Source organism: Arthrobacter sp. Soil761 (genome assembly GCF_001428325.1).
Classification (GTDB): domain Bacteria; phylum Actinomycetota; class Actinomycetes; order Actinomycetales; family Micrococcaceae; genus Arthrobacter.
The window spans coordinates 187,325-205,603 of record NZ_LMSF01000029.1 but is presented as its reverse complement, the minus strand read 5'-3'; the positions used below and the strand labels follow the sequence as shown (position 1 = coordinate 205,603).

General features: G+C 68.0%; 16 protein-coding genes and 1 pseudogene. 15 read left to right on the top strand and 2 right to left on the bottom strand.

Annotated features, from left to right (window positions below; all coding sequences use genetic code 11):
• Position 1 precedes the first annotated feature (1 nt).
• The 6 genes and pseudogenes from ASG79_RS24175 to ASG79_RS17315 all read left to right on the top strand — a co-directional run.
• Positions 2-549: pseudogene (locus tag ASG79_RS24175) on the top strand (cbb3-type cytochrome c oxidase subunit I); the annotation flags it as partial.
• Position 550: 1 nt separating this feature from the next.
• The coding region (locus ASG79_RS17335) for a cbb3-type cytochrome c oxidase subunit I (protein ID WP_235509837.1) at positions 551-1,874 on the top strand (1,324 nt) is incomplete at its 5' end.
• A 182-nt stretch (positions 1,875-2,056) separates the two neighbouring features.
• Positions 2,057-3,112, top strand: coding sequence for an iron ABC transporter substrate-binding protein (locus tag ASG79_RS17330; protein ID WP_018768822.1), 1,056 nt, complete (start codon positions 2,057-2,059; stop codon positions 3,110-3,112).
• A gap of 4 nt (positions 3,113-3,116) precedes the next feature.
• Positions 3,117-4,706 carry an ABC transporter permease gene (locus ASG79_RS17325; RefSeq protein WP_026265696.1) on the top strand — a complete coding sequence of 530 codons (1,590 nt, stop codon included), beginning with the start codon at positions 3,117-3,119 and terminating at the stop codon, positions 4,704-4,706.
• Complete coding sequence (locus tag ASG79_RS17320; RefSeq protein ID WP_186447816.1) at positions 4,703-5,860, top strand: ABC transporter ATP-binding protein; 1,158 nt, start codon at positions 4,703-4,705, stop codon at positions 5,858-5,860. Before ASG79_RS17325 ends, ASG79_RS17320 begins: the two co-directional genes overlap by 4 nt.
• A 197-nt stretch (positions 5,861-6,057) precedes the next feature.
• Positions 6,058-6,318: a hypothetical protein gene (locus ASG79_RS17315; protein WP_018768825.1), complete on the top strand. Its 261-nt coding sequence runs from the start codon at positions 6,058-6,060 to the stop codon at positions 6,316-6,318.
• 14 nt (positions 6,319-6,332) lie between these two features.
• On the opposite strand, the gene nhaA is transcribed toward ASG79_RS17315, so the two are convergent.
• A complete protein-coding gene (gene nhaA, locus ASG79_RS17310) occupies positions 6,333-7,685 on the bottom strand; it encodes a Na+/H+ antiporter NhaA (RefSeq protein ID WP_056392746.1) in 1,353 nt (450 codons plus the stop codon).
• An 83-nt stretch (positions 7,686-7,768) separates the two neighbouring features.
• A complete protein-coding gene (locus tag ASG79_RS17305) occupies positions 7,769-8,467 on the bottom strand; it encodes a PAS and ANTAR domain-containing protein (protein WP_056392745.1) in 699 nt (232 codons plus the stop codon).
• A gap of 278 nt (positions 8,468-8,745) precedes the next feature.
• Here ASG79_RS17305 and ASG79_RS23745 point away from each other — a divergent pair, with 278 nt between their 5' ends.
• The 9 genes from ASG79_RS23745 (at position 8,746) to ASG79_RS17265 (ending at position 18,156) form a co-directional block, all read left to right on the top strand.
• Positions 8,746-8,919 (top strand): hypothetical protein, encoded by a 174-nt coding sequence (locus ASG79_RS23745; RefSeq protein ID WP_162256828.1) that lies wholly within the window; start codon positions 8,746-8,748, stop codon positions 8,917-8,919.
• Positions 8,919-11,054, top strand: a complete 2,136-nt coding sequence (locus ASG79_RS17300; RefSeq protein ID WP_056392743.1) for a heavy metal translocating P-type ATPase — start codon at positions 8,919-8,921, stop codon at positions 11,052-11,054. Before ASG79_RS23745 ends, ASG79_RS17300 begins: the two co-directional genes overlap by 1 nt.
• A 32-nt stretch (positions 11,055-11,086) precedes the next feature.
• Entirely contained in the window at positions 11,087-11,557 is a 471-nt protein-coding gene (locus tag ASG79_RS17295) for a hypothetical protein (RefSeq protein WP_056392741.1), read from the top strand.
• A gap of 53 nt (positions 11,558-11,610) precedes the next feature.
• Positions 11,611-12,243, top strand: coding sequence for a DUF305 domain-containing protein (locus tag ASG79_RS17290; protein ID WP_056392739.1), 633 nt, complete (start codon positions 11,611-11,613; stop codon positions 12,241-12,243).
• A gap of 142 nt (positions 12,244-12,385) precedes the next feature.
• On the top strand, positions 12,386-13,078 hold the full coding sequence (locus ASG79_RS17285) for a protein-tyrosine-phosphatase (RefSeq protein ID WP_056392737.1): 693 nt from the start codon (positions 12,386-12,388) through the stop codon (positions 13,076-13,078).
• A gap of 133 nt (positions 13,079-13,211) precedes the next feature.
• Positions 13,212-14,366: an LCP family protein gene (locus tag ASG79_RS17280; RefSeq protein ID WP_056392735.1), complete on the top strand. Its 1,155-nt coding sequence runs from the start codon at positions 13,212-13,214 to the stop codon at positions 14,364-14,366.
• Positions 14,367-14,585: 219 nt separating this feature from the next.
• The gene (locus tag ASG79_RS17275) at positions 14,586-16,271 is read left to right on the top strand and encodes an alkaline phosphatase D family protein (RefSeq protein WP_056392730.1); all 1,686 of its coding nucleotides are present in this window, start codon (positions 14,586-14,588) and stop codon (positions 16,269-16,271) included.
• Positions 16,272-16,433: 162 nt separating this feature from the next.
• The gene (locus ASG79_RS17270; RefSeq protein WP_018768835.1) at positions 16,434-17,225 is read left to right on the top strand and encodes a histidine phosphatase family protein; all 792 of its coding nucleotides are present in this window, start codon (positions 16,434-16,436) and stop codon (positions 17,223-17,225) included.
• Positions 17,209-18,156 (top strand): NAD(P)H-hydrate dehydratase, encoded by a 948-nt coding sequence (locus tag ASG79_RS17265; RefSeq protein ID WP_200953194.1) that lies wholly within the window; start codon positions 17,209-17,211, stop codon positions 18,154-18,156. Before ASG79_RS17270 ends, ASG79_RS17265 begins: the two co-directional genes overlap by 17 nt.
• The last annotated feature ends 123 nt before the right edge of the window (positions 18,157-18,279 follow it).

Sequence of the window (18,279 nt, the reverse complement as noted above, 5' to 3'; positions counted from 1 at the left end):
CATGACCACCACAGGCCAAAGAATGGGCGGAACCGCAGCCACGGCGGCACCGGCAGTGGTCCGGCGCTCCAAAGGCACCATCATCGTCAACTGGATCACCTCCACCGACCACAAGACCATCGGGTACATGTACCTGATCTCGTCCTTCGTGTTCTTCTGCGCCGGGGGCGTGATGGCCCTGCTGATCCGTGCCGAATTGTTCGAGCCCGGCATGCAGATCCTGCAGACCAAGGAACAGTACAACCAGCTGTTCACCATGCACGGCACCATCATGCTGCTGATGTTCGCCACCCCGCTGTTTGCCGGGTTCGCCAACGTGATCATGCCGCTGCAGATCGGCGCCCCTGACGTGGCCTTCCCGCGCCTGAACGCGCTGGCCTTCTGGTTCTTCCTGTTCGGCTCCACCATCGCGGTGTCCGGCTTCATCACCCCGCAGGGCGCAGCGTCCTTCGGCTGGTTCGCCTATGCGCCGCTGTCGAACACGACGTTCACCCCGGGCATCGGCGGTGACCTGTGGGTCTTCGGCCTGGCGCTGTCCGGCTTCGGCACNCGGCTGGTTCGCCTATGCGCCGCTGTCGAACACGACGTTCACCCCGGGCATCGGCGGTGACCTGTGGGTCTTCGGCCTGGCGCTGTCCGGCTTCGGCACCATCCTGGGCTCCGTCAACTTCATCACCACCATCATCTGCATGCGCGCCCCGGGGCTCACCATGTGGCGGATGCCCATCTTCACCTGGAACACCCTCGTCACCGCCATCCTGGTGCTCATGGCATTCCCGCCGCTGGCCGCCGCCCTGTTCGCGCTTGGCGCGGACCGCAAGTTCGGGGCCCACATCTTCGACCCGGCCAACGGCGGCGCCATCCTCTGGCAGCACCTGTTCTGGTTCCAGCACCTGTTCTGGTTCTTCGGCCACCCGGAGGTGTACATCATTGCGCTGCCGTTCTTCGGCATCGTGTCGGAGATCTTCCCGGTCTTCAGCCGCAAACCCCTGTTTGGCTACAAGGGCATCGTGTACGCCACCATCGCCATCGCAGCCCTGTCCGTGACGGTGTGGGCCCATCACATGTACGTCACCGGCGCGATCTTCCTGCCGTTCTTCGCCTTCATGACCATGCTCATCGCGGTGCCCACCGGCGTGAAGTTCTTCAATTGGATCGGCACCATGTGGGGCGGGTCGCTGACCTTCGAAACGCCGATGCTCTGGAGCATGGGGTTCCTGGCCACGTTCCTGTTCGGCGGCCTCACCGGGATTATCCTGGCTTCGCCGCCCATGGACTTCCACGTCTCGGACACCTACTTCGTGGTGGCGCACTTCCACTACGTGGTGTTCGGCACGGTGGTGTTCGCCATGTTCGCCGGGTTCTACTTCTGGTGGCCCAAGTTCACCGGCACCATGCTCAACGAGCGCCTGGGCAAGATCCACTTCTGGATGCTGTTCCTGGGCTTCCACGCCACGTTCCTCATCCAGCACTGGCTGGGTGTCCTGGGCATGCCCCGCCGGTACGCGGACTACATGCCGGAGGACAACTTCACCGGAATGAACCAGTTCTCCACCATCGGGTCGTATCTCCTGGGCGCGTCCCTCATCCCGTTCTTCTGGAACGTCTACATCACCTGGCGCGCCGGCAAGAAGGTCACCGTGGACGATCCCTGGGGCTTCGGCGCTTCGCTGGAGTGGGCCACCTCTTGCCCGCCGCCGCGGCACAACTTCACGTCCCTGCCCCGGATCCGTTCGGAACGTCCCGCCCTGGACCTGCACCACCCGGAGCTGAGCGTCCGGCTCCACCCGTCCGAAAACGCCCCCGGGGAGAGCCTCCTGGGTGCCGCGGACATTGGGGAGCACGACGTCCACGACCCCAACCCGAACACCTAGCGGACCATCAGAATTACGTCATGCCTTGTTTGCGTAATTGATGTGAACCTCATCACTTAAAGCGCTTTCCGGCTTGGAGCTTAGGTTTGCCTACCCTACAGTTTCCTGACATAGGCACCGTTTACCGGCGCCCATCAGGACTTAGGTTCAAGCAGACTTTTTCCCCACCGAAAGCAGCCTCAATGAAGATCCGCAACAGCGCGCTGGCCGGCATCGCACTCGCCGCCACCGCCGCTCTTGGCCTGACCGCCTGCGGCGGCGCCACCCCCGCCGGCAACGGCTCGTCTTCCGCTTCCGGCGGCGCCGCCGCGGGCGGGATTACGGTGTACAACGCCCAGCACGAGAGCCTCACCAAGGAATGGGTGGATGCCTTCACGGCCGAAACCGGCATCAAGGTGACCCTCCGGCAGGGCGATGACACGGAGATGTCCAACCAGATCATCCAGGAAGGCCAGGCGTCCCCCGCGGACGTGTTCCTCACCGAAAACTCCCCCGCCATGACCCAGGTGGAGAACGCCGGCCTGTTCGCCGACGTCAACAAGGACACCCTGGCCCAGGTCCCCTCCGAATTCACCCCCTCCACCGGGAAGTGGACGGGCATCGCCGCACGCTCCACCGTCCTGGTCTACAACAAGACCAAGCTCACCGAGGACCAGCTGCCCAAGTCCATGCTTGACCTGGCCAAGCCCGAATGGAAGGGCCGCTGGGCTGCGTCACCCACCGGCGCGGACTTCCAGGCCATTGTCTCCGCACTGCTGGAACTGAAGGGCGAGTCCGCCACCGAGGACTGGCTCAAGGCCATGAAGGACAACTCCAAGGCGTACAAGGGCAACAGCACGGCCATGAAGGCAGTGAACGCCGGTGAAGTGGATGCCGCGCTGATCTACCACTACTACTACTACGGCGACCAGGCCAAGACCGGCGAGAACTCCAACAACGTCACGCCTTACTACTTCAAGAATGAGGACCCGGGCGCCTTCCTGTCCGTCTCCGGCGGCGGCGTGCTCAAGTCGTCCAAGAACGCTGCAGCCGCGCAGGCCTTCCTGAAGTTCATCACCGGCAAGAAGGGGCAGGAAGTCCTGAAGAACGGCACGTCCTTCGAGTACGCCATCGGCTCTGATGTGCCTGCCAACGACAAGCTGGTTCCCATCAAGGACCTGCAGGCCCCCAAGGTGGACGCTGCGAAACTCAACTCCCAGAAGGTCAGCGATCTGATGACCCAGGCAGGACTACTGTAATTCCGTGACCTCCGATCTATCGGCTCCCCCACGGCGGAGCACGACGACGGCGGGCCGGGGCACACGCCCCCGCCCGCCTTTCGGCGTTTCCGCGGTGTCCGTCGTGGCGGTGCTGATCGCCCTCTTCTCCCTCATCCCGCTGGGGTACGTGGCCTACATGACGGTGGCAACCGGGTGGGACACCGCCGTCGGCCTCATCCTGCGCCCCCGGGTGGGCGAACTGCTGCTGAACACCCTGCTCCTGATGGCTGCCACCATCCCGCTGTGCCTGCTGCTTGGCGTCGCGGGGGCATGGCTGGTGGAACGGACCAAACTGCGCGGCCACCGAATCTGGGCAGTCCTGCTGGCCGCGCCGCTGGCCGTCCCGGCGTTCGTGAACAGCTACGCCTGGGTGTCGGCCATCCCGTCGCTGGGCGGCCTGGGCTCGGGGATCCTGATTTCCACCCTCTCCTACTTCCCGCTGGTCTACATTCCGGCGGCAGCCACCCTGAGCCGGCTGGACCCGGCCATAGAGCAGTCGGCCGCCGCGCTGGGACTGGGCGCCTGGCGGGCCTTCTTCCGGGTGGTGCTCCCCCAGCTGCGGATCGCACTGACGGGCGGCGCGCTGCTGGTGGGGCTGCACCTGCTGGCCGAATACGGCGCCTTCGCGATGATCCGCTTCGACACCTTCACCACCGCGATCATGACCCAGTACCGGTCCACGTTCAACGGCGCCGCCGGGAACATGCTGGCCAGCGTGCTGGTGTTCTTCTGCCTGCTGCTGCTGGTGGCCGAAGTCCGCAGCCGCGGCACGGCACGCTACGCGAGGATCGGTTCAGGCGTGCAGGCCAAGGCTCTGCGGCTCCCCCTGCATGCCTACCACGTCCCCGCGCAGCTCTTCCTGCTGGCGCTGACCGCCCTGGCGTTCGGCCTCCCGCTGTTCTACGTGCTGAAGTGGATCCTGGCCGGCGGGGCCGAGGCCTGGACCGCCTCCGAATTCCTCCCCGCACTACTTGCCACGTTCTGGTACGGGCTCCTCGGCGCCGCAGCCACCATCGTGGTCGCCTTCCCCATGGCCTACCTCGCGGTCCGGAGGCCCGGCTGGTTCAGCAAGTCCCTGGAACTGTCCAACTATGTCACCAGCTCCATGCCCGGCATCGTGGTGGCCCTGGCCTTCGTCACCGTCAGCATCCGCTTGGTACCGGGGATCTACCAGACGGCGGGAGTGCTGGTGGCCGCATATGTTCTCCTGTTCCTTCCGCGGGCCCTGGTGAACCTCCGGGCCGGCCTGGCACAGGCGCCCAAGGAACTCGACGAGGCAGCACAGGCGCTGGGCAAGCCGCCGCTGCTGGCCTTCATCCGTGTCACCCTGCGGCTCACGGCTCCGGCCGCCGCGGGCGGGGCTGCCCTGGTGTTCCTGGCCATCGCCAACGAACTTACCGCCACGCTGCTCCTGTCCCCCAACGGCACCCGGACCCTGGCCACCGAGTTCTGGAGCAAGAGCAGCGAAATCGACTACGCCGGCGCCGCACCCTATGCCCTGCTGATGATCCTGCTTTCCGCACCCATGACCTATCTCCTCTTCCAACAGTCCAAGAAAGTAGCCGGACAGTGACAGCACCATCGACCCGCAGGCTGCCCGAGCCGCGGGTGGCACCCTCAGTGGCCGCAACCACCAACAGCCACCTGCAGATCACGGACGTCACCAAGAACTTCGGATCGCAGGCGGTCCTGAGGGGCGTCAACCTGTCCGTGGCCAAGGGCGGAACCACCGCCATCGTGGGACCGTCAGGCTCCGGCAAGACCACGCTCCTGCGCCTGATCGCCGGGTTTGAGCATCCGGACACCGGCAGCATCTCGCTCAACGGGACCCTGGTGGCGGGTGAGGGCGCTTGGCTGCCGGCGCACAAGCGCCAGATCGGCTACGTGGCCCAGGACGGTGCCCTGTTCCCGCACCTCACCGTGGGCCAGAACGTTGCCTTCGGCCTTGATGCGGCAAAGCTTGAAGGCGGCAGGCGGGCCGTGGCAGCACGCGTTGCCGAACTCCTGGAAATGGTGTCCCTGGATGCCGCCATGGCCAAGCGCCGGCCGCACCAGCTCTCCGGCGGCCAGCAGCAGCGGGTTGCCCTGGCCCGGGCGCTGGCCCGTGAACCGGAGCTGATGCTCCTGGACGAGCCCTTCTCCGCCCTGGATGCCGGGCTCCGCGTGGCCACCCGCCGCGCCGTGGCCAAGGTGCTGGCCGAGGCCGGCGTCACCACCATCCTGGTCACGCACGACCAGGCCGAGGCCCTCTCCTTCGCCGACCAGGTGGCCGTGATGCGCGGAGGCAAGCTGGCCCAGATCGGCAACCCCTTTGTGGTGTACACCCGCCCCGCAGACCGCGCCACCGCTGAATTCCTGGGCGACGCCGTCATCCTGGACGCCTGGCTGGAAGGGTCCCTGGCCACCTGCTCCCTGGGCGGCATCCCGGTGCGCAGGCCACCGGCGCAGGGACGGGTGCAGCTGATGCTGCGGCCGGAACAGATCCGCATCGCCGAAGACGGCCCCATCCGCGGCGTGGTGGTGGACACCGACTACTTCGGGCCCGAAACCACGGTGCGGCTGAAGCTGAACGTGCCCCAGGAAGTGGCAGAGCACGCCGACCACCGCTACCCCGGCGGCGGCGAAGTGATCACCATCCGGCACTGGAACGCGTCGATCGCGCGGCCCGGCATGGAGCTGTGCCTGCGGGTTGTGGGCGAAGCCGTCGCGTTCCCGATCGAGGACTGAGCTGCGGCCTGCCGCGCTCAGCTGCGTATCAGAAGCTTGTCCGCACATCCGAAGCTACAGGGCACAGATGGACGAACAAGCTTCTGATCGGTGCGCCCGCCCCTGCTGACACAGAAAAAACACCGGGCGGAAACACTCCGGCAACCTCGTCAGGGCAAGCTGTGCTTACGGGGATACAACAGCAGGAGGCAGCCCACATGGAGGCACAAGGAGTACGTACCGCCCAGCTCCGCATCGGGGACCAGATTGAGGCATGGCACCGCGGCAGGCTCTTCCACAAGGGACGGGTGACGGACGTCGTCCCGCACCTGGAACTCTTCTGGATCCTGGACGCCCGCACCGGCACCCGCAAGCTGCTGGACCCCGAGGCCCTGGAGATCCGCCACGTGGAAGCCCCTGCCGAAACGGGAACCCAGGTATCAGCCAAGACCCAGGCAAAACCACTCGCCCCCGCCTGAAGCCCGGCGAAGGGTCAGGTGCGTTCCTGGTAGACGTCCGGGACGCCGTCGTGGTCCGAATCCACCCTCTCAAGCTCTTCGGCGACCCGGTACTGCCGGTTCCGGGTCCGCAGCACAGCCGTGGCCAGCAGCGCGGCGATCAGTGACGCAGCCAGGATGCCCACCTTGGCGTGGTCGTCATGGAGGCTGCCATGGCCGAAGCTGAGCTCCGCCACCAGCAGGGACACGGTGAACCCGATCCCTGCCAGCAGCGCCACGCCAAACACATCGATCCATTTGAAGGAGCTGTCCAGGCTGGCCCTGGTGGCCTTGGTCAGGATCCACGTGGTGCCCATGATGCCCACCGGCTTGCCCAGGACCAGGCCCAGGATGATACCCAGCGCCACCGGGTCCGTCAGGGCCGAGCCCAGGCCCTCCCACCCGCCAACGGCCACGCCGGCGGAGAAGAACGCGAAGATGGGAACGGCCACGCCGGCGGAAATCGGCCGGAACCGGTGCTCGAAGATCTCGGCCAGTCCGGGCCCTGCCTCCGGGCCGCCGGAGGCCCGGGACCGGATCACGGGAATGGCGAAGCCCAGGAGCACCCCGGCCACGGTGGCGTGGATGCCGGAGGCGTGCACCAGCGCCCAGGTCGCGGCACCCAGCGGCAGCAGGATCAGCCAGGCGGCAACTGCGTGGCGGCCGAAGAACCGGCGGTACTTCTGGGCCAGGAAGGTGTAGACCGCCAGCGGGATGAGGGCCAGGAGCAGCGGCGCGGCCTGGATGTCGCTGGAGTAGAAGAACGCGATGATGGTGATGGCAATCAGGTCATCCACCACGGCCAGCGTCAGCAGGAAGATCCGCAGGGCGCTGGGCAGGTGGGATCCGATGATGGCCAGGACAGCGACGGCAAAGGCAATGTCCGTTGCGGTGGGGATGGCCCAGCCGCGCAGAGTTTCCGGGCTGGCGAGGTTGACGACGGCGTAAATCACCGCCGGGACAGCCACGCCGCCCACGGCGGCCGCGACGGGCACGATGGACTTGCTGACTTGCCGCAGGTCGCCGGCAACGAATTCGCGTTTGAGTTCCAGGCCCACGAGGAAGAAGAAGATGGCCAGCAGCCCGTCCGCTGCCCAGGCCCCCAGACTCAGGTCCAGGTGCCACGGCTCATAGCCCACCCTGAGATCCCGGAGGGCAAAGTAGCTGTTCGACGCCGGGGAGTTGGCCCAGATGAGGGCAATCACGGCAGCCAGGACCAGGAGGGCTCCACCCACGGTTTCCTTGCGGAGGATCTCCCCGATGCGCAGGGCTTCGGCGTAGCTGCCGCGGGCGAAGACGGTGGAGCCGAAAAACTTGTTCCTGCTGGGCGTGGGCGGGGTGGAGGTCATGAAGGCGTCCTTAAATCCGGGTTCGGCAAATCCATGCCGACCAGACTTCCCGGCGCACCTCCACGTATCCTACCGGGTACCGGCTACCCGGCGCGGCGGCCCCCGGCGCGCTCTGCCCGGCCGTTCATGCGTTCTGCCCGGCTGTTCAACTGGATGGCCCGCACGGCCCGGTCGAGGTAAGTCCGGGCCTCCGGGGAGTTGGCCAGCTGCACCAACTCCGCTGCCACCACCACCAGCTTGACGTTGCGGTGGCTGCTGGTGCTGACCAGCATCTGGAAGGCGTCGTCGGAGCCGAGCTTCAGCTGCCCCATGAGGATGCCCCTGGCCTGGTCGATCAACGTGCGGGTTGCGGTGGCACCCACCACGGCCTCGCGCGCAGCCTCTTCAGTTTCGCGCTGCAGCGTCCGGCTGAGGTCCACCGTCACGCCTTCGAACGCCGCCAGCGTTCCATCAGCGGCCAGGATCGCCTCGCCGGAGGTGAGCACACGCCTGGTCCGGCCGCGGGCATCGACGATCCGGTGGTACATGCAGAAGAACCCGCCGGTGGTCGATACCTGCGCCAGGATCTCCTCGCACCGCTCCCGGTCATCCGGGTGCTTGTGGGACAAGATCAGTTCCATGCTGGGGACAACATCGCCGCGCTGGTAGCCGTGCAGCCGGAACATCCCGTCCGACCAGTGGAAGGTTGGGCCTGCAGGCCCCATCTCCACCCTGAAGATGCCCGCATCGCTTTCACTGTCTCTGAGCGCACTCGAATACGTGTATAGGTTGCTGAGCTCCATCACAGGTCCACCCTCCCGCACACCGGCCAGCCCCCCCCCCTATGGGAGCGGGCTCTCGTCACTACTCCCAGTATGGTCGCCCCGCGCGCCGGAAGGTAGGGCGGGATGCCCTATGGATGCACCGGACACATAGAGTAGGAACCCTTGCCACTTATACCCCTAGGGGGTATATTGGTGGTGTTGTCAGTGAAGTGGTATGTCCCGGCTGGTGCCCACACCGGCCTTCACAGCCGTTCAACCCCAGCGCCCCTTGATTCCCTCAACGGATTGGAACTGACATGAACACCGGGAACCGCCCCCAGCTCCCCCTCGCTTCCTCCGGCTGCAGCTGCTGCGCCCCTGCCGGCGCCGCGGAACCGGCCACCACCCTGCCCGCGCCTGAGGCACAAAAGCGCCCTGCCGCCGTCGGAAATTCCGATCGCCTGGCAGGGGCTTCCTCGAAGGAGGAATGATGCAGGACCATCACGACATGCAGCACCAGGGCGGCCCGCACGACCATCACCAGCCACCCAGCGGAACCCTGACCCAGCCGCCGTCGCACGGCGCCGGGCATGGACAACACGGCGGCCGCAGCGACGACGACCATACCGTCCACACGCACGGCCAGCACGCCGGGCACAGCACAGCCATGTTCAAGGACCGGTTCTGGCTGACGCTGGTCCTGGCCGTTCCGGTGGTCTATTTCAGCCCCATGATGGGCGACCTTTTGGGCTACATGCCGCCCGAGTTCCCCGGTTCCGCCTGGATCCCGCCGGTCCTGGGCACCGTCATCTTCCTGTACGGCGGCCAGCCGTTCCTCAAAGGCGGCCTGCAGGAGCTCAAGGACCGCGCTCCGGGAATGATGCTGCTGATCGGCATGGCCATCACGGTGGCCTTTGCCGCTTCCTGGGTCACCAGCCTGCGCATCGGCGGCTTCGACCTGGACTTCTGGTGGGAGCTGGCGCTGCTGGTGGCCATCATGCTGCTGGGCCACTGGATCGAGATGCGTGCCCTCGGGTCGGCGCAGGGTGCCCTGGATGCCCTCGCGGCTCTGCTGCCGGACGAGGCCGAACGCATTACGGACAGCGGCACGGAAACCGTCCCCGTTTCCCACCTCAAGACCGGCGACCTGGTCCTGGTCCGCCCCGGCGCCCGCATGCCCGCGGACGGAACCGTGGTGGACGGGCAGGCTGAGTTCGACGAGTCCATGATCACGGGGGAATCCAAAACCGTGGCACGCGGCGCCGGCGACCCGGTGGTGGCCGGAACCGTGGCCACGGACAGCAGTGTCCGGGTGCGCGTCACCGCCGTGGGCGACCAGACCGCCCTGGCCGGGATCCAGAGGCTGGTGGAAGAGGCGCAGGCGTCGTCGTCGCGTGCCCAGGCACTGGCAGACCGCGCAGCGGCCTTCCTCTTCTACTTCGCCGCCGGCGCCGGTGTCCTGACCTTCATCGCCTGGACACTGCTGGGAAGCGTTCCAGACGCCGTCACCCGCACCGTCACCGTCCTGGTCATCGCCTGCCCGCACGCCCTGGGTCTGGCGATACCCCTGGTGATCGCCATTTCCACGGAGCAGGCGGCCCGGGCCGGGGTGCTGATCAAGAACCGGATGGCGCTTGAACGGATGCGCACCATCGACGTGGTCCTGTTCGACAAGACCGGCACGCTGACCACCGGTGAGCCGGAGCTGAAGGACGTTGCCGTGGCCGGCGGCGTCGGGGCGGACGCCGTGCTGGCCCTCGCCGCCGCCGTCGAGTCGGACAGCGAGCACCCCGTGGCGCGGGCCATCGTCCGCGCCGCCAGGGCCCGGAGCCTGCCACTGCCCCAAGCCACCGGTTTCACCTCCCTGCCGGGCCGGGGCGTCCGGGCCAGCGTGGACGGCCGCACCGTGCACGTGGGCGGGCCTGCGCTCCTGCGCGAGCTCGGCGTCGTCGAACCCGAGGCCCTGGCCTCAAGCACCCGGGCGTGGATGGACCGCGGAGCCGCCGTGCTCCACGTTGTCGACGGCGGCACGGTCCTGGGTGCCGTGAGCATGGAGGACGCGGTGCGGCCGGAGTCGCGGCAGGCTGTGTCCGCCCTGCAGCGGAGGGGCGTCAAGGTGGCCATGGTCACCGGTGATGCGCACCAGGTGGCGCAGGCCGTGGCGGCGGACCTGGGCATTGACGAAGTGTTCGCCGAGGTCCTGCCCGCGGACAAGGACAAGAAGGTGGCCGAGCTGCAGGGCCGCGGGCTGAAGGTGGCCATGGTGGGCGACGGCGTCAACGACTCGCCGGCGCTGGCACGCGCGGAGGTGGGCATCGCCATTGGCGCCGGAACCGACGTCGCCATGGAATCGGCGGGCGTGGTGCTGGCCGGGAACGACCCCCGGGCAGTGCTGTCCATGGTGGACCTGTCCCGCGCCAGCTACCGCAAGATGTGGCAGAACCTGGTGTGGGCCACCGGCTACAACATCCTGTCCGTGCCGCTGGCCGCGGGCGTCCTGGCTTTCGCCGGGGTGGTTCTGTCCCCGGCTGCCGGGGCTGTGATGATGTCCGCCTCCACCATCGTGGTGGCCCTGAACGCCCAGCTGCTCCGGCGCCTGAAACTGAACCTGTCTGAGGTACGTTGAACAGCATGGACAGACCGGAAGGGGGGACAGCCATGACCGCCCGCGCCGTGGCGTCCTTCCTCCGCGCAGTCTGGCTGCTGGCCGCCACCCTGGCCGTCATCGCCGGGCTGCTGGGCATGCACGTGCTGACCGCCGGGCATGCCTCGCACGGGCCTGTTGCCCAGGGCATGGATACGCACAGCGCGGCCGCCCCCGCGGCACCGACTGGGGCCGCCGCCGTCGTGCATTCCGCGGTTGGGGACCATCCCGGCCACGCGGCCGCCCCGGCTTCCACCGACCCGCCGGCCCTGGCGCCGGGCACCTGCGGCAACTCCTGCCCGGGGGCGCAGGAGTCGGGGGCGCCCTGCGTGCCGTCGGTCCCCGGCGGCCCCGTGACGGTCCTCCCGCCGCAGGCAACCCTTGCCGTCCTTCCGTTGCTGCCGGCGGCCGGCAACCCAGGCTCTTCCTACGGGTACCTGCCGCCCAGCCCATCACCGTGCGACCTGTCCATCAGCCGGACGTAAACCGGACTGCGCCCTGTACGCCGGCCCAGTTCCACTACATCCCTGAAGGACCCATGAACACCACTATCAAAACCCTGTCCATTGCTGCTGCCCTGGCGGCTTCCCTCGGCCTGGCAGGATGCGCGGCCAATGCCGGCTCCGGCAACGGCATGCCCATGGACCACGGCAGCTCCAACCCCATGTCCAGCACGATGCCAAGCGCCGGCACCATGCCCAGCGCCAACGCCGACCATAACCAGGCGGACATCAGGTTTGCCCAGATGATGATCCCGCACCACGCCCAGGCGGTGGAGATGAGCGGCATCATCCTGGCCAAGCCGGACATGCCCGCAGAGGTGACCGCGCTCGCCACCAAGATCAAGGCGGCGCAGGCACCGGAGATCGAGCAGATGACCGGCTGGCTCAGCGGGTGGAACGTGCCCACCATGATGAGCGACCACTCCGGACACGGCATGACCGGCATGGTGGACGACGACGGCATCGAGAAGCTGAAGTCTGCCACCGGCACCGAGGCCGCGCGGCTGTTCCTCGAGCAGATGATCGGGCACCATGAGGGCGCCATCGACATGGCCCAGCAGGAGATCAGCGCCGGCAAATTCCCGGACGCCGTGAAGCTGGGCCACGACATCGTGGACGCGCAGCAGGCGGAGATCACGCAGATGAAGCAGCTGCTGACCACCCTGTAACCGGCATTTCCGGCCGCCGGGCCGTCCTCCGGCGCGGCGGCGGGCACCCGGCCCGGGAGCCCGCCGCCGCGCCGTTGCGTGTTAAGTTGAAAGGCACGGGTCCGGACCGGATCCGCCAGCAGCTGGGAAAAGAGACATCTCCTTGGACACTTCCGCACCAGTACGAATCCTGACCGTCTGCACCGGCAACATCTGCCGCTCGCCGGTGGCCGAACGGCTGCTGCAGGCTGGACTCGACCAGGTGGTGCCGGGCGGTTTCCAGGTGTCCAGCGCCGGCACCCGTGCCCTGGTGGGCGAACCCATGCAGCCCATTTCAGCGGACATCGTGCGGACCTTTGGCGGTGATCCCGAAGGGTTCGCGGCACGGCAGCTCACGCCCAGGATCCTGCGGGGCGTTGACCTGGTGCTCACCATGACGTCCGGGCACCGCGGCGAGGTCCTGCAGCTTGATGCCTCCCTGCTCAAGCGGACGTTCACCATCCGCGAGTTCGCCCGGATGCTTGATGTCCTGGCCCAGCGGGCCTCCGGGACAGACGCCCAACGGGCCGCCGTCGAATCTTCCCCAGGTGCGCTTCCGGGCGGCGACGCGTCCGACGGCGACGCCCGGCTGGCTGCCAACGCCGCCTTGTGGCGCGGCTTGCCGGCACGGGCCGCCGGGGTGCGCCACCTTTCGCTCCCCGCCGACTCCGCAGACAACGACATCGTGGACCCGTACCGCCGCGCGCCGGAGGTGTACCGGGAGATGGAGGACCAGCTGGCCCCCGCCATTGTCTCCATCCTGCGCCATGCCCGCCTCAACGCCCCGGTCCCCGGGACCGCGCCCCAGTCGCCCTAGCGGAACAGCGTTACAGCAGCTCGACGCCGAACCGGATGGAACCTTCGCAGGTGACAGTTTGGATAACCTTGTAGCCAACCGGGGCCTGCCCGACGCACACTGAACCCACCAAACACAATGAGGTGGAGGCGTCATGAGCATCCCAGGCGGTTCTGATCCATCCGGGCCCGGTAACTCCGGGAACTCCGGTTCCCGGCCGCCGGGCTCCCCCGGTTCCCACCGGCCGGCCTGGCTGGCGGTTTTGGGCCGCCGCCGCTGGATTGCCGCCTTGGTGGTGCTGGCGATTGTGGTGGCCGCCGGAGTCGCGGTCTTCAGCCTGAGCCGCTCCGGCCAGCAAGCACAGCCTGCAGCCACCCAAACCGAGTCGCCCAGCCCGACGCCGACGCCCACACCCACCCCGACCCCCTCTGAAACTCCCCCGCCCGCTCCTGCTCCCCCACCGCCGCCTGCCCCGATCCCGGACCTGCCCGCCGCCCCGATGAACATCCTCGTCATCGGCAGCGACATCCGTGACACTCCCGCACGCGACGCCGCCGCCCACACTGCAGCCACCGGTGAACCCTCAGACCAGAGGGCGGACACCCTGATGGTGGTCCATGTCCCTGCCGACCGCCGGAACCTCTACCTCGTCTCCATCAACCGCGACAACTGGGTGGACATCCCCGGCTTCGGCAGCGCCAAGATCAATTCCGCGCTCCAGTATGGCGGGATCGACCTGCAAACCGCCACGGTGCAGCAGCTGCTGGGAATTACCATCGACCACACCCTGATGCTCGACTTTGGCGGGTTCAAGCTCCTGGTGGACGGCCTGGGCGGCATCGACGTCAATGTGCCGATGTCCTTCCAGTCCTCGATCGAAACCCAGCACGTCTTCACCCAGGGCATGAACCACCTGGACGGACAGGCCGCCCTGGAATTTTCCCGCGAGCGCTACGCGTTCTCCGACGGCGATTTCCAACGGGTCCGCGACCAGCAGATCATGCTCCGTGCCATCCTGGCCCGCCTCACCGGGGGCGGTGCCCTGAACGACGTCAACGCCGTGCGGTCGCTGGTCGACTTTGCCTCCTGCTGCCTCACGGTGGACAAGGGATTCGATCCCGTCCAGGCAGCGATCCTGGCCTACAGCCTGCGCAACCTTGATGTGAACGCCATCGGCACCATGACGCTTCCGACGGCGGGCTCCGGCTTCGTTGCCGGGCAGTCCGTGCTGTTTCCGGACTACGGAGGCATCGCGGCCGTGGGGGCGGCACTTCGGGAGGGCCGGATCGGCGACTTCGCGAGGCCTTAGGGCACGCCAGCGACACGCTTATTCACTGGCGACGCGCATATTCCCTGGCGCGGCGATATTTGGGGTGCGCCGATGACTTTGGGCGTCGCAGCGGAATTTGCGCGTCGCCACTGCGGCAATACGCTCCGGACGCGGCCGCCACGCCTTGTTCAGCAGCGGCTTACCCGGGGTTCACCAGCGGGACAGAGTCTGTGCGCCCGCCGGAGCAAACCTGAGGGCATGACTGAGAACTCCCGCGCCACCGTTTCACGCCGCACCGTCGTCAAGGGGTCGGTCCTGGCCGCCGCGCTCGCATCCGTCCCGGCCGCTGGCCAGGCAGGCACCACACCGTCAGGCGTTGCGCTGGTCCGCAACCGCCTGACCCTGCCCAGCGGCATCGCCACCGGCGACGTCACCTCCGATTCAGCCGTCCTGTGGTCCCGCGCGTCCGGCGCAGGCCGGATGACGGCAGTCCTGCGGGCCGTGGACGACGGCGGCCAGGTCCTGCGCGGGCGCGGCGCCTTTGAGCGGGTGCTCCGCGGGCCCCGGGCCACCCAGGCGTCCGATTTCACCGCCAAGATCCATGCGGGAAACCTGCCGTCCAACACCCGCTTCGCACTGGAAATCAGCTTCGAGGACGACGGCGGGGCGGCCGGCGAGACGGTCCGCGGCAGCTTCCGCACGGCGCCGGACGCCGGAACGATCAACGGCACGGGCCGCACCGGTGGCACCAGCAGCGGCGGCGACGTCCCGGCGTCGTCTGCGCAAAGCTTTGTGTGGACCGGCGACACCGCTGGCCAGGGGTGGGGCATCAACGAGGAGATCGGCGGGATGCGCGGCTACCGGGCCATGCACCAGACCCGCCCGGACTTCTTCATCCACTCCGGCGACACAATTTACGCCGACGGGCCCATCGCCGAAAGCGTGGTGGAAAAGGACGGCCAGGTGTGGCGGAACCTGGTGACAGAGGAGGTCTCCAAGGTGGCCGAAACGCTCACCGAGTTCCGCGGCCGGCACCGGTACAACTCCATGGACGCCAACATGCGGGCCATGTTCGCTGACGTCCCCGTGATCGCCCAGTGGGACGACCACGAGACCCACAACAACTGGTACCCCGGCCAGATCATCGATGACTCCCGCTACACGGTGCGGGACGTCAACACCCTGGCTGCCCGCGGCCGGCAGGCATGGCAGGAAAACATGCCCATCGCGGACAGCTCGGCCGTCTGGCGCCCGGGAACGTTCGACGACGCCGGCCAGTACCAGCCCGCCCGGATCTACCGGAAAATCAGCCGCGGACCGCAGCTGGACGTCTTCTGCCTGGACATGCGCACCTTCAAATCGCCCAACACGGACGGCAAGGAGCCTTACGCCACCTCCATCCTGGGCCAGGAGCAGGTGGACTGGCTGATCCGCGAAGTTTCGAAGTCAAAGGCGACCTGGAAGGTGATCGCCGCGGACCTGCCGCTGGGCATCGTGGTGCCGGACGGCCCGGTCAACCAGGAGAGCCTGTCCAACCGCGACGCCGGCGCCCCGTTGGGCCGTGAGCTGGAAATTGCCGCGGTGTTGAGCGCCTTCAAGCGCAACGGCGTGAAGAACACGGTGTGGCTCACCGCCGATGTGCACTACTGCGCCGCCCACCACTACTCCCCCGAACGGGCAGCCTTCACCGGCTTCGATCCGTTCTGGGAGTTCGTGGCCGGGCCCATCGCCGCGGGATCATTCGGCCCCAACACGATGGACGGCACGTTCGGGCCCGAGGTGGTGTTCTCGAAGGCAGGGCGCATTGCCGGGGAGTCCCCGCGCGGCGGCGAAAACCAGTTCTTCGGGCACGTCCAGTTGGATGCGGACAACAGCTTCACCGTGAGCCTTCGCAACGCCAACGGAGCCACGGTGTTCTCCAAGGTCCTGACGCCGGAGCCGTAGCTTCAGGTCCCCCGCGGCACTGTTGCTGCGCCGACGGCGGCCGCGCACCCATGGTGCGCGGCCGCCGTCGGCCGTTATTTTCCGCCGCCCCCTGGGTACGCCGTTGGTAGTGTTCCTGCAAATCGGCACGGCATTCGGGCACGGCGAGGACGGGGTGGTTTCTTGAAGGGTGAATCAGCAAAAGACGACGGCCTGACGGAGGCCGTCCAGCAGGCCGGGGCCGTGGAGCTGCTCCTGATCCGGCACGGCGAGAGCGAAGGCAACGTGGCGGCCACCGAGGCCCGTGCGGCCGGAGTGGAAGTCATCGAGGTTCCGGCCCGCGATGCGGACGTGGACCTGTCGGCAACCGGGAGGGAACAGGCCAAGGCGCTGGGTATCGCCCTGGGCCGGACCGCCGGGGAGTTCCGCCCTGACGCCGTGGTGTCCTCCCCCTATGCCCGTGCCCGCCAGACCGCTGAGATTGCGGTGGAAACAGCCGGCTGGCCGCTGCAGGTGCGCACGGACGAGCGGCTCCGCGACCGCGAACTCGGCATCCTGGACCGGCTCACGCGGCTGGGCGTGGAGAGCCGCTACCCCGAGGAATCCGAACGCAGGGACTGGCTGGGAAAACTGTATTACCGGCCGCCGGGAGGGGAATCCTGGGCGGACGTGGCGCTGCGGCTGCGGTCCGTCCTGGCAGAGCTGAACGGCCTGGGCACCGGCCAGCGGGTGATGCTGGTGTGCCACGACGCCGTGATCATGCTGTTCCGGTACGTGCTGGAGGGGCTGAGCGAGAAGGAACTGCTGGACCTGGCAGCCACGGAGGCCATCCTCAACGCCTCGGTGACCCGGTTCGTCCGCCCCTCCGGCGTTGGGCCGTGGACACTGGAGAGCTTCAACGTTGCCGACCACCTGGCCGAACAGGGCGTCACCGTCACCGAGCATGCCGGAGACACCAGTGTCCGGCCGCGGTGAATCCTCCGGCGCCACCCTGGTGACGCCGTCGCTCCTGCGGGAGTGGCCGCTGCCGGCACCGGGCGCGGACAAGTATTCCCGTGGCTCAGTGCTGGTGGTGGGCGGTGCCCGGGCCACCCCCGGCGCCGCCCTGCTGGCCGGCACCGCAGCGCTGCGCGCGGGCGCCGGAAAGCTGACCCTGGCCGTTGCCGGGTCGGTGGCCGTCCAGCTGGGGGTGGCGCTGCCCGAGTGCGGTTCCATCGGCCTGCCGGAGACTGCCGGCGGCTCGGTCAAACCGGAACTGGACAGCATCCACTCCTACGTGGACCAGGCGGATGCCCTCCTGGTGGGGCCCGGCCTGGACGACCCCGACCTTGCCGGTGAACTGCTGGAGGCGTTGCTTAAGCGCGAGGCCGGCGGCGGCCACGGCGGTGGCGGCAACCCCGGTGGTGGCGCCGGCAGCAGGCAAGGCGCCGCCGTCGTCCTCGATGCCTACGCGCTGGCCGCGCTGGTACACCTGGAGGACCAGCTGGACCCGTGGCGCGGCCGCCTCATCCTCACACCGAATCCCACGGAGGCCGGCATCCTGCTGGGGCGGGACACGGATGACCTCGAGAAGGACCTGGCCGAAATCTCCGAACGGTTCGACGCCGTAGTCAGCTGCCAGGGGCTGATCACCCAGCCGCCAGGGCTGAACCCCGACGAGCCGGACCTGTGGAAGATCACCACGGGGTACGGCGGACTGGGCACCTCCGGCAGCGGGGACGTGCTGGCCGGGGCCATTTCCGGGGTTCGTGCCCGGGGAACCAGCAGCGCGCAGGCAGCCTGTTGGGGTACCCACCTGCACGCAGCCGCGGCAGACAGGCTGGCCAGCAGGCTGGGCCCGCTGGGGTTCCTGGCCCGTGAACTTGCCGACGAACTGCCGGCGCTGATGCTGGAACTGGGCACCTGACCCTTGACGTGGACCGCCCGGACATGCGGACGGCCCCCGGCCAAAGCCGGGGGCCGCCGTGTCGGGAGGTCAGGGCCTACGCTGCCGTTGCGCTGTTTGGCGCTGTGGCGTGCACAGAATGGC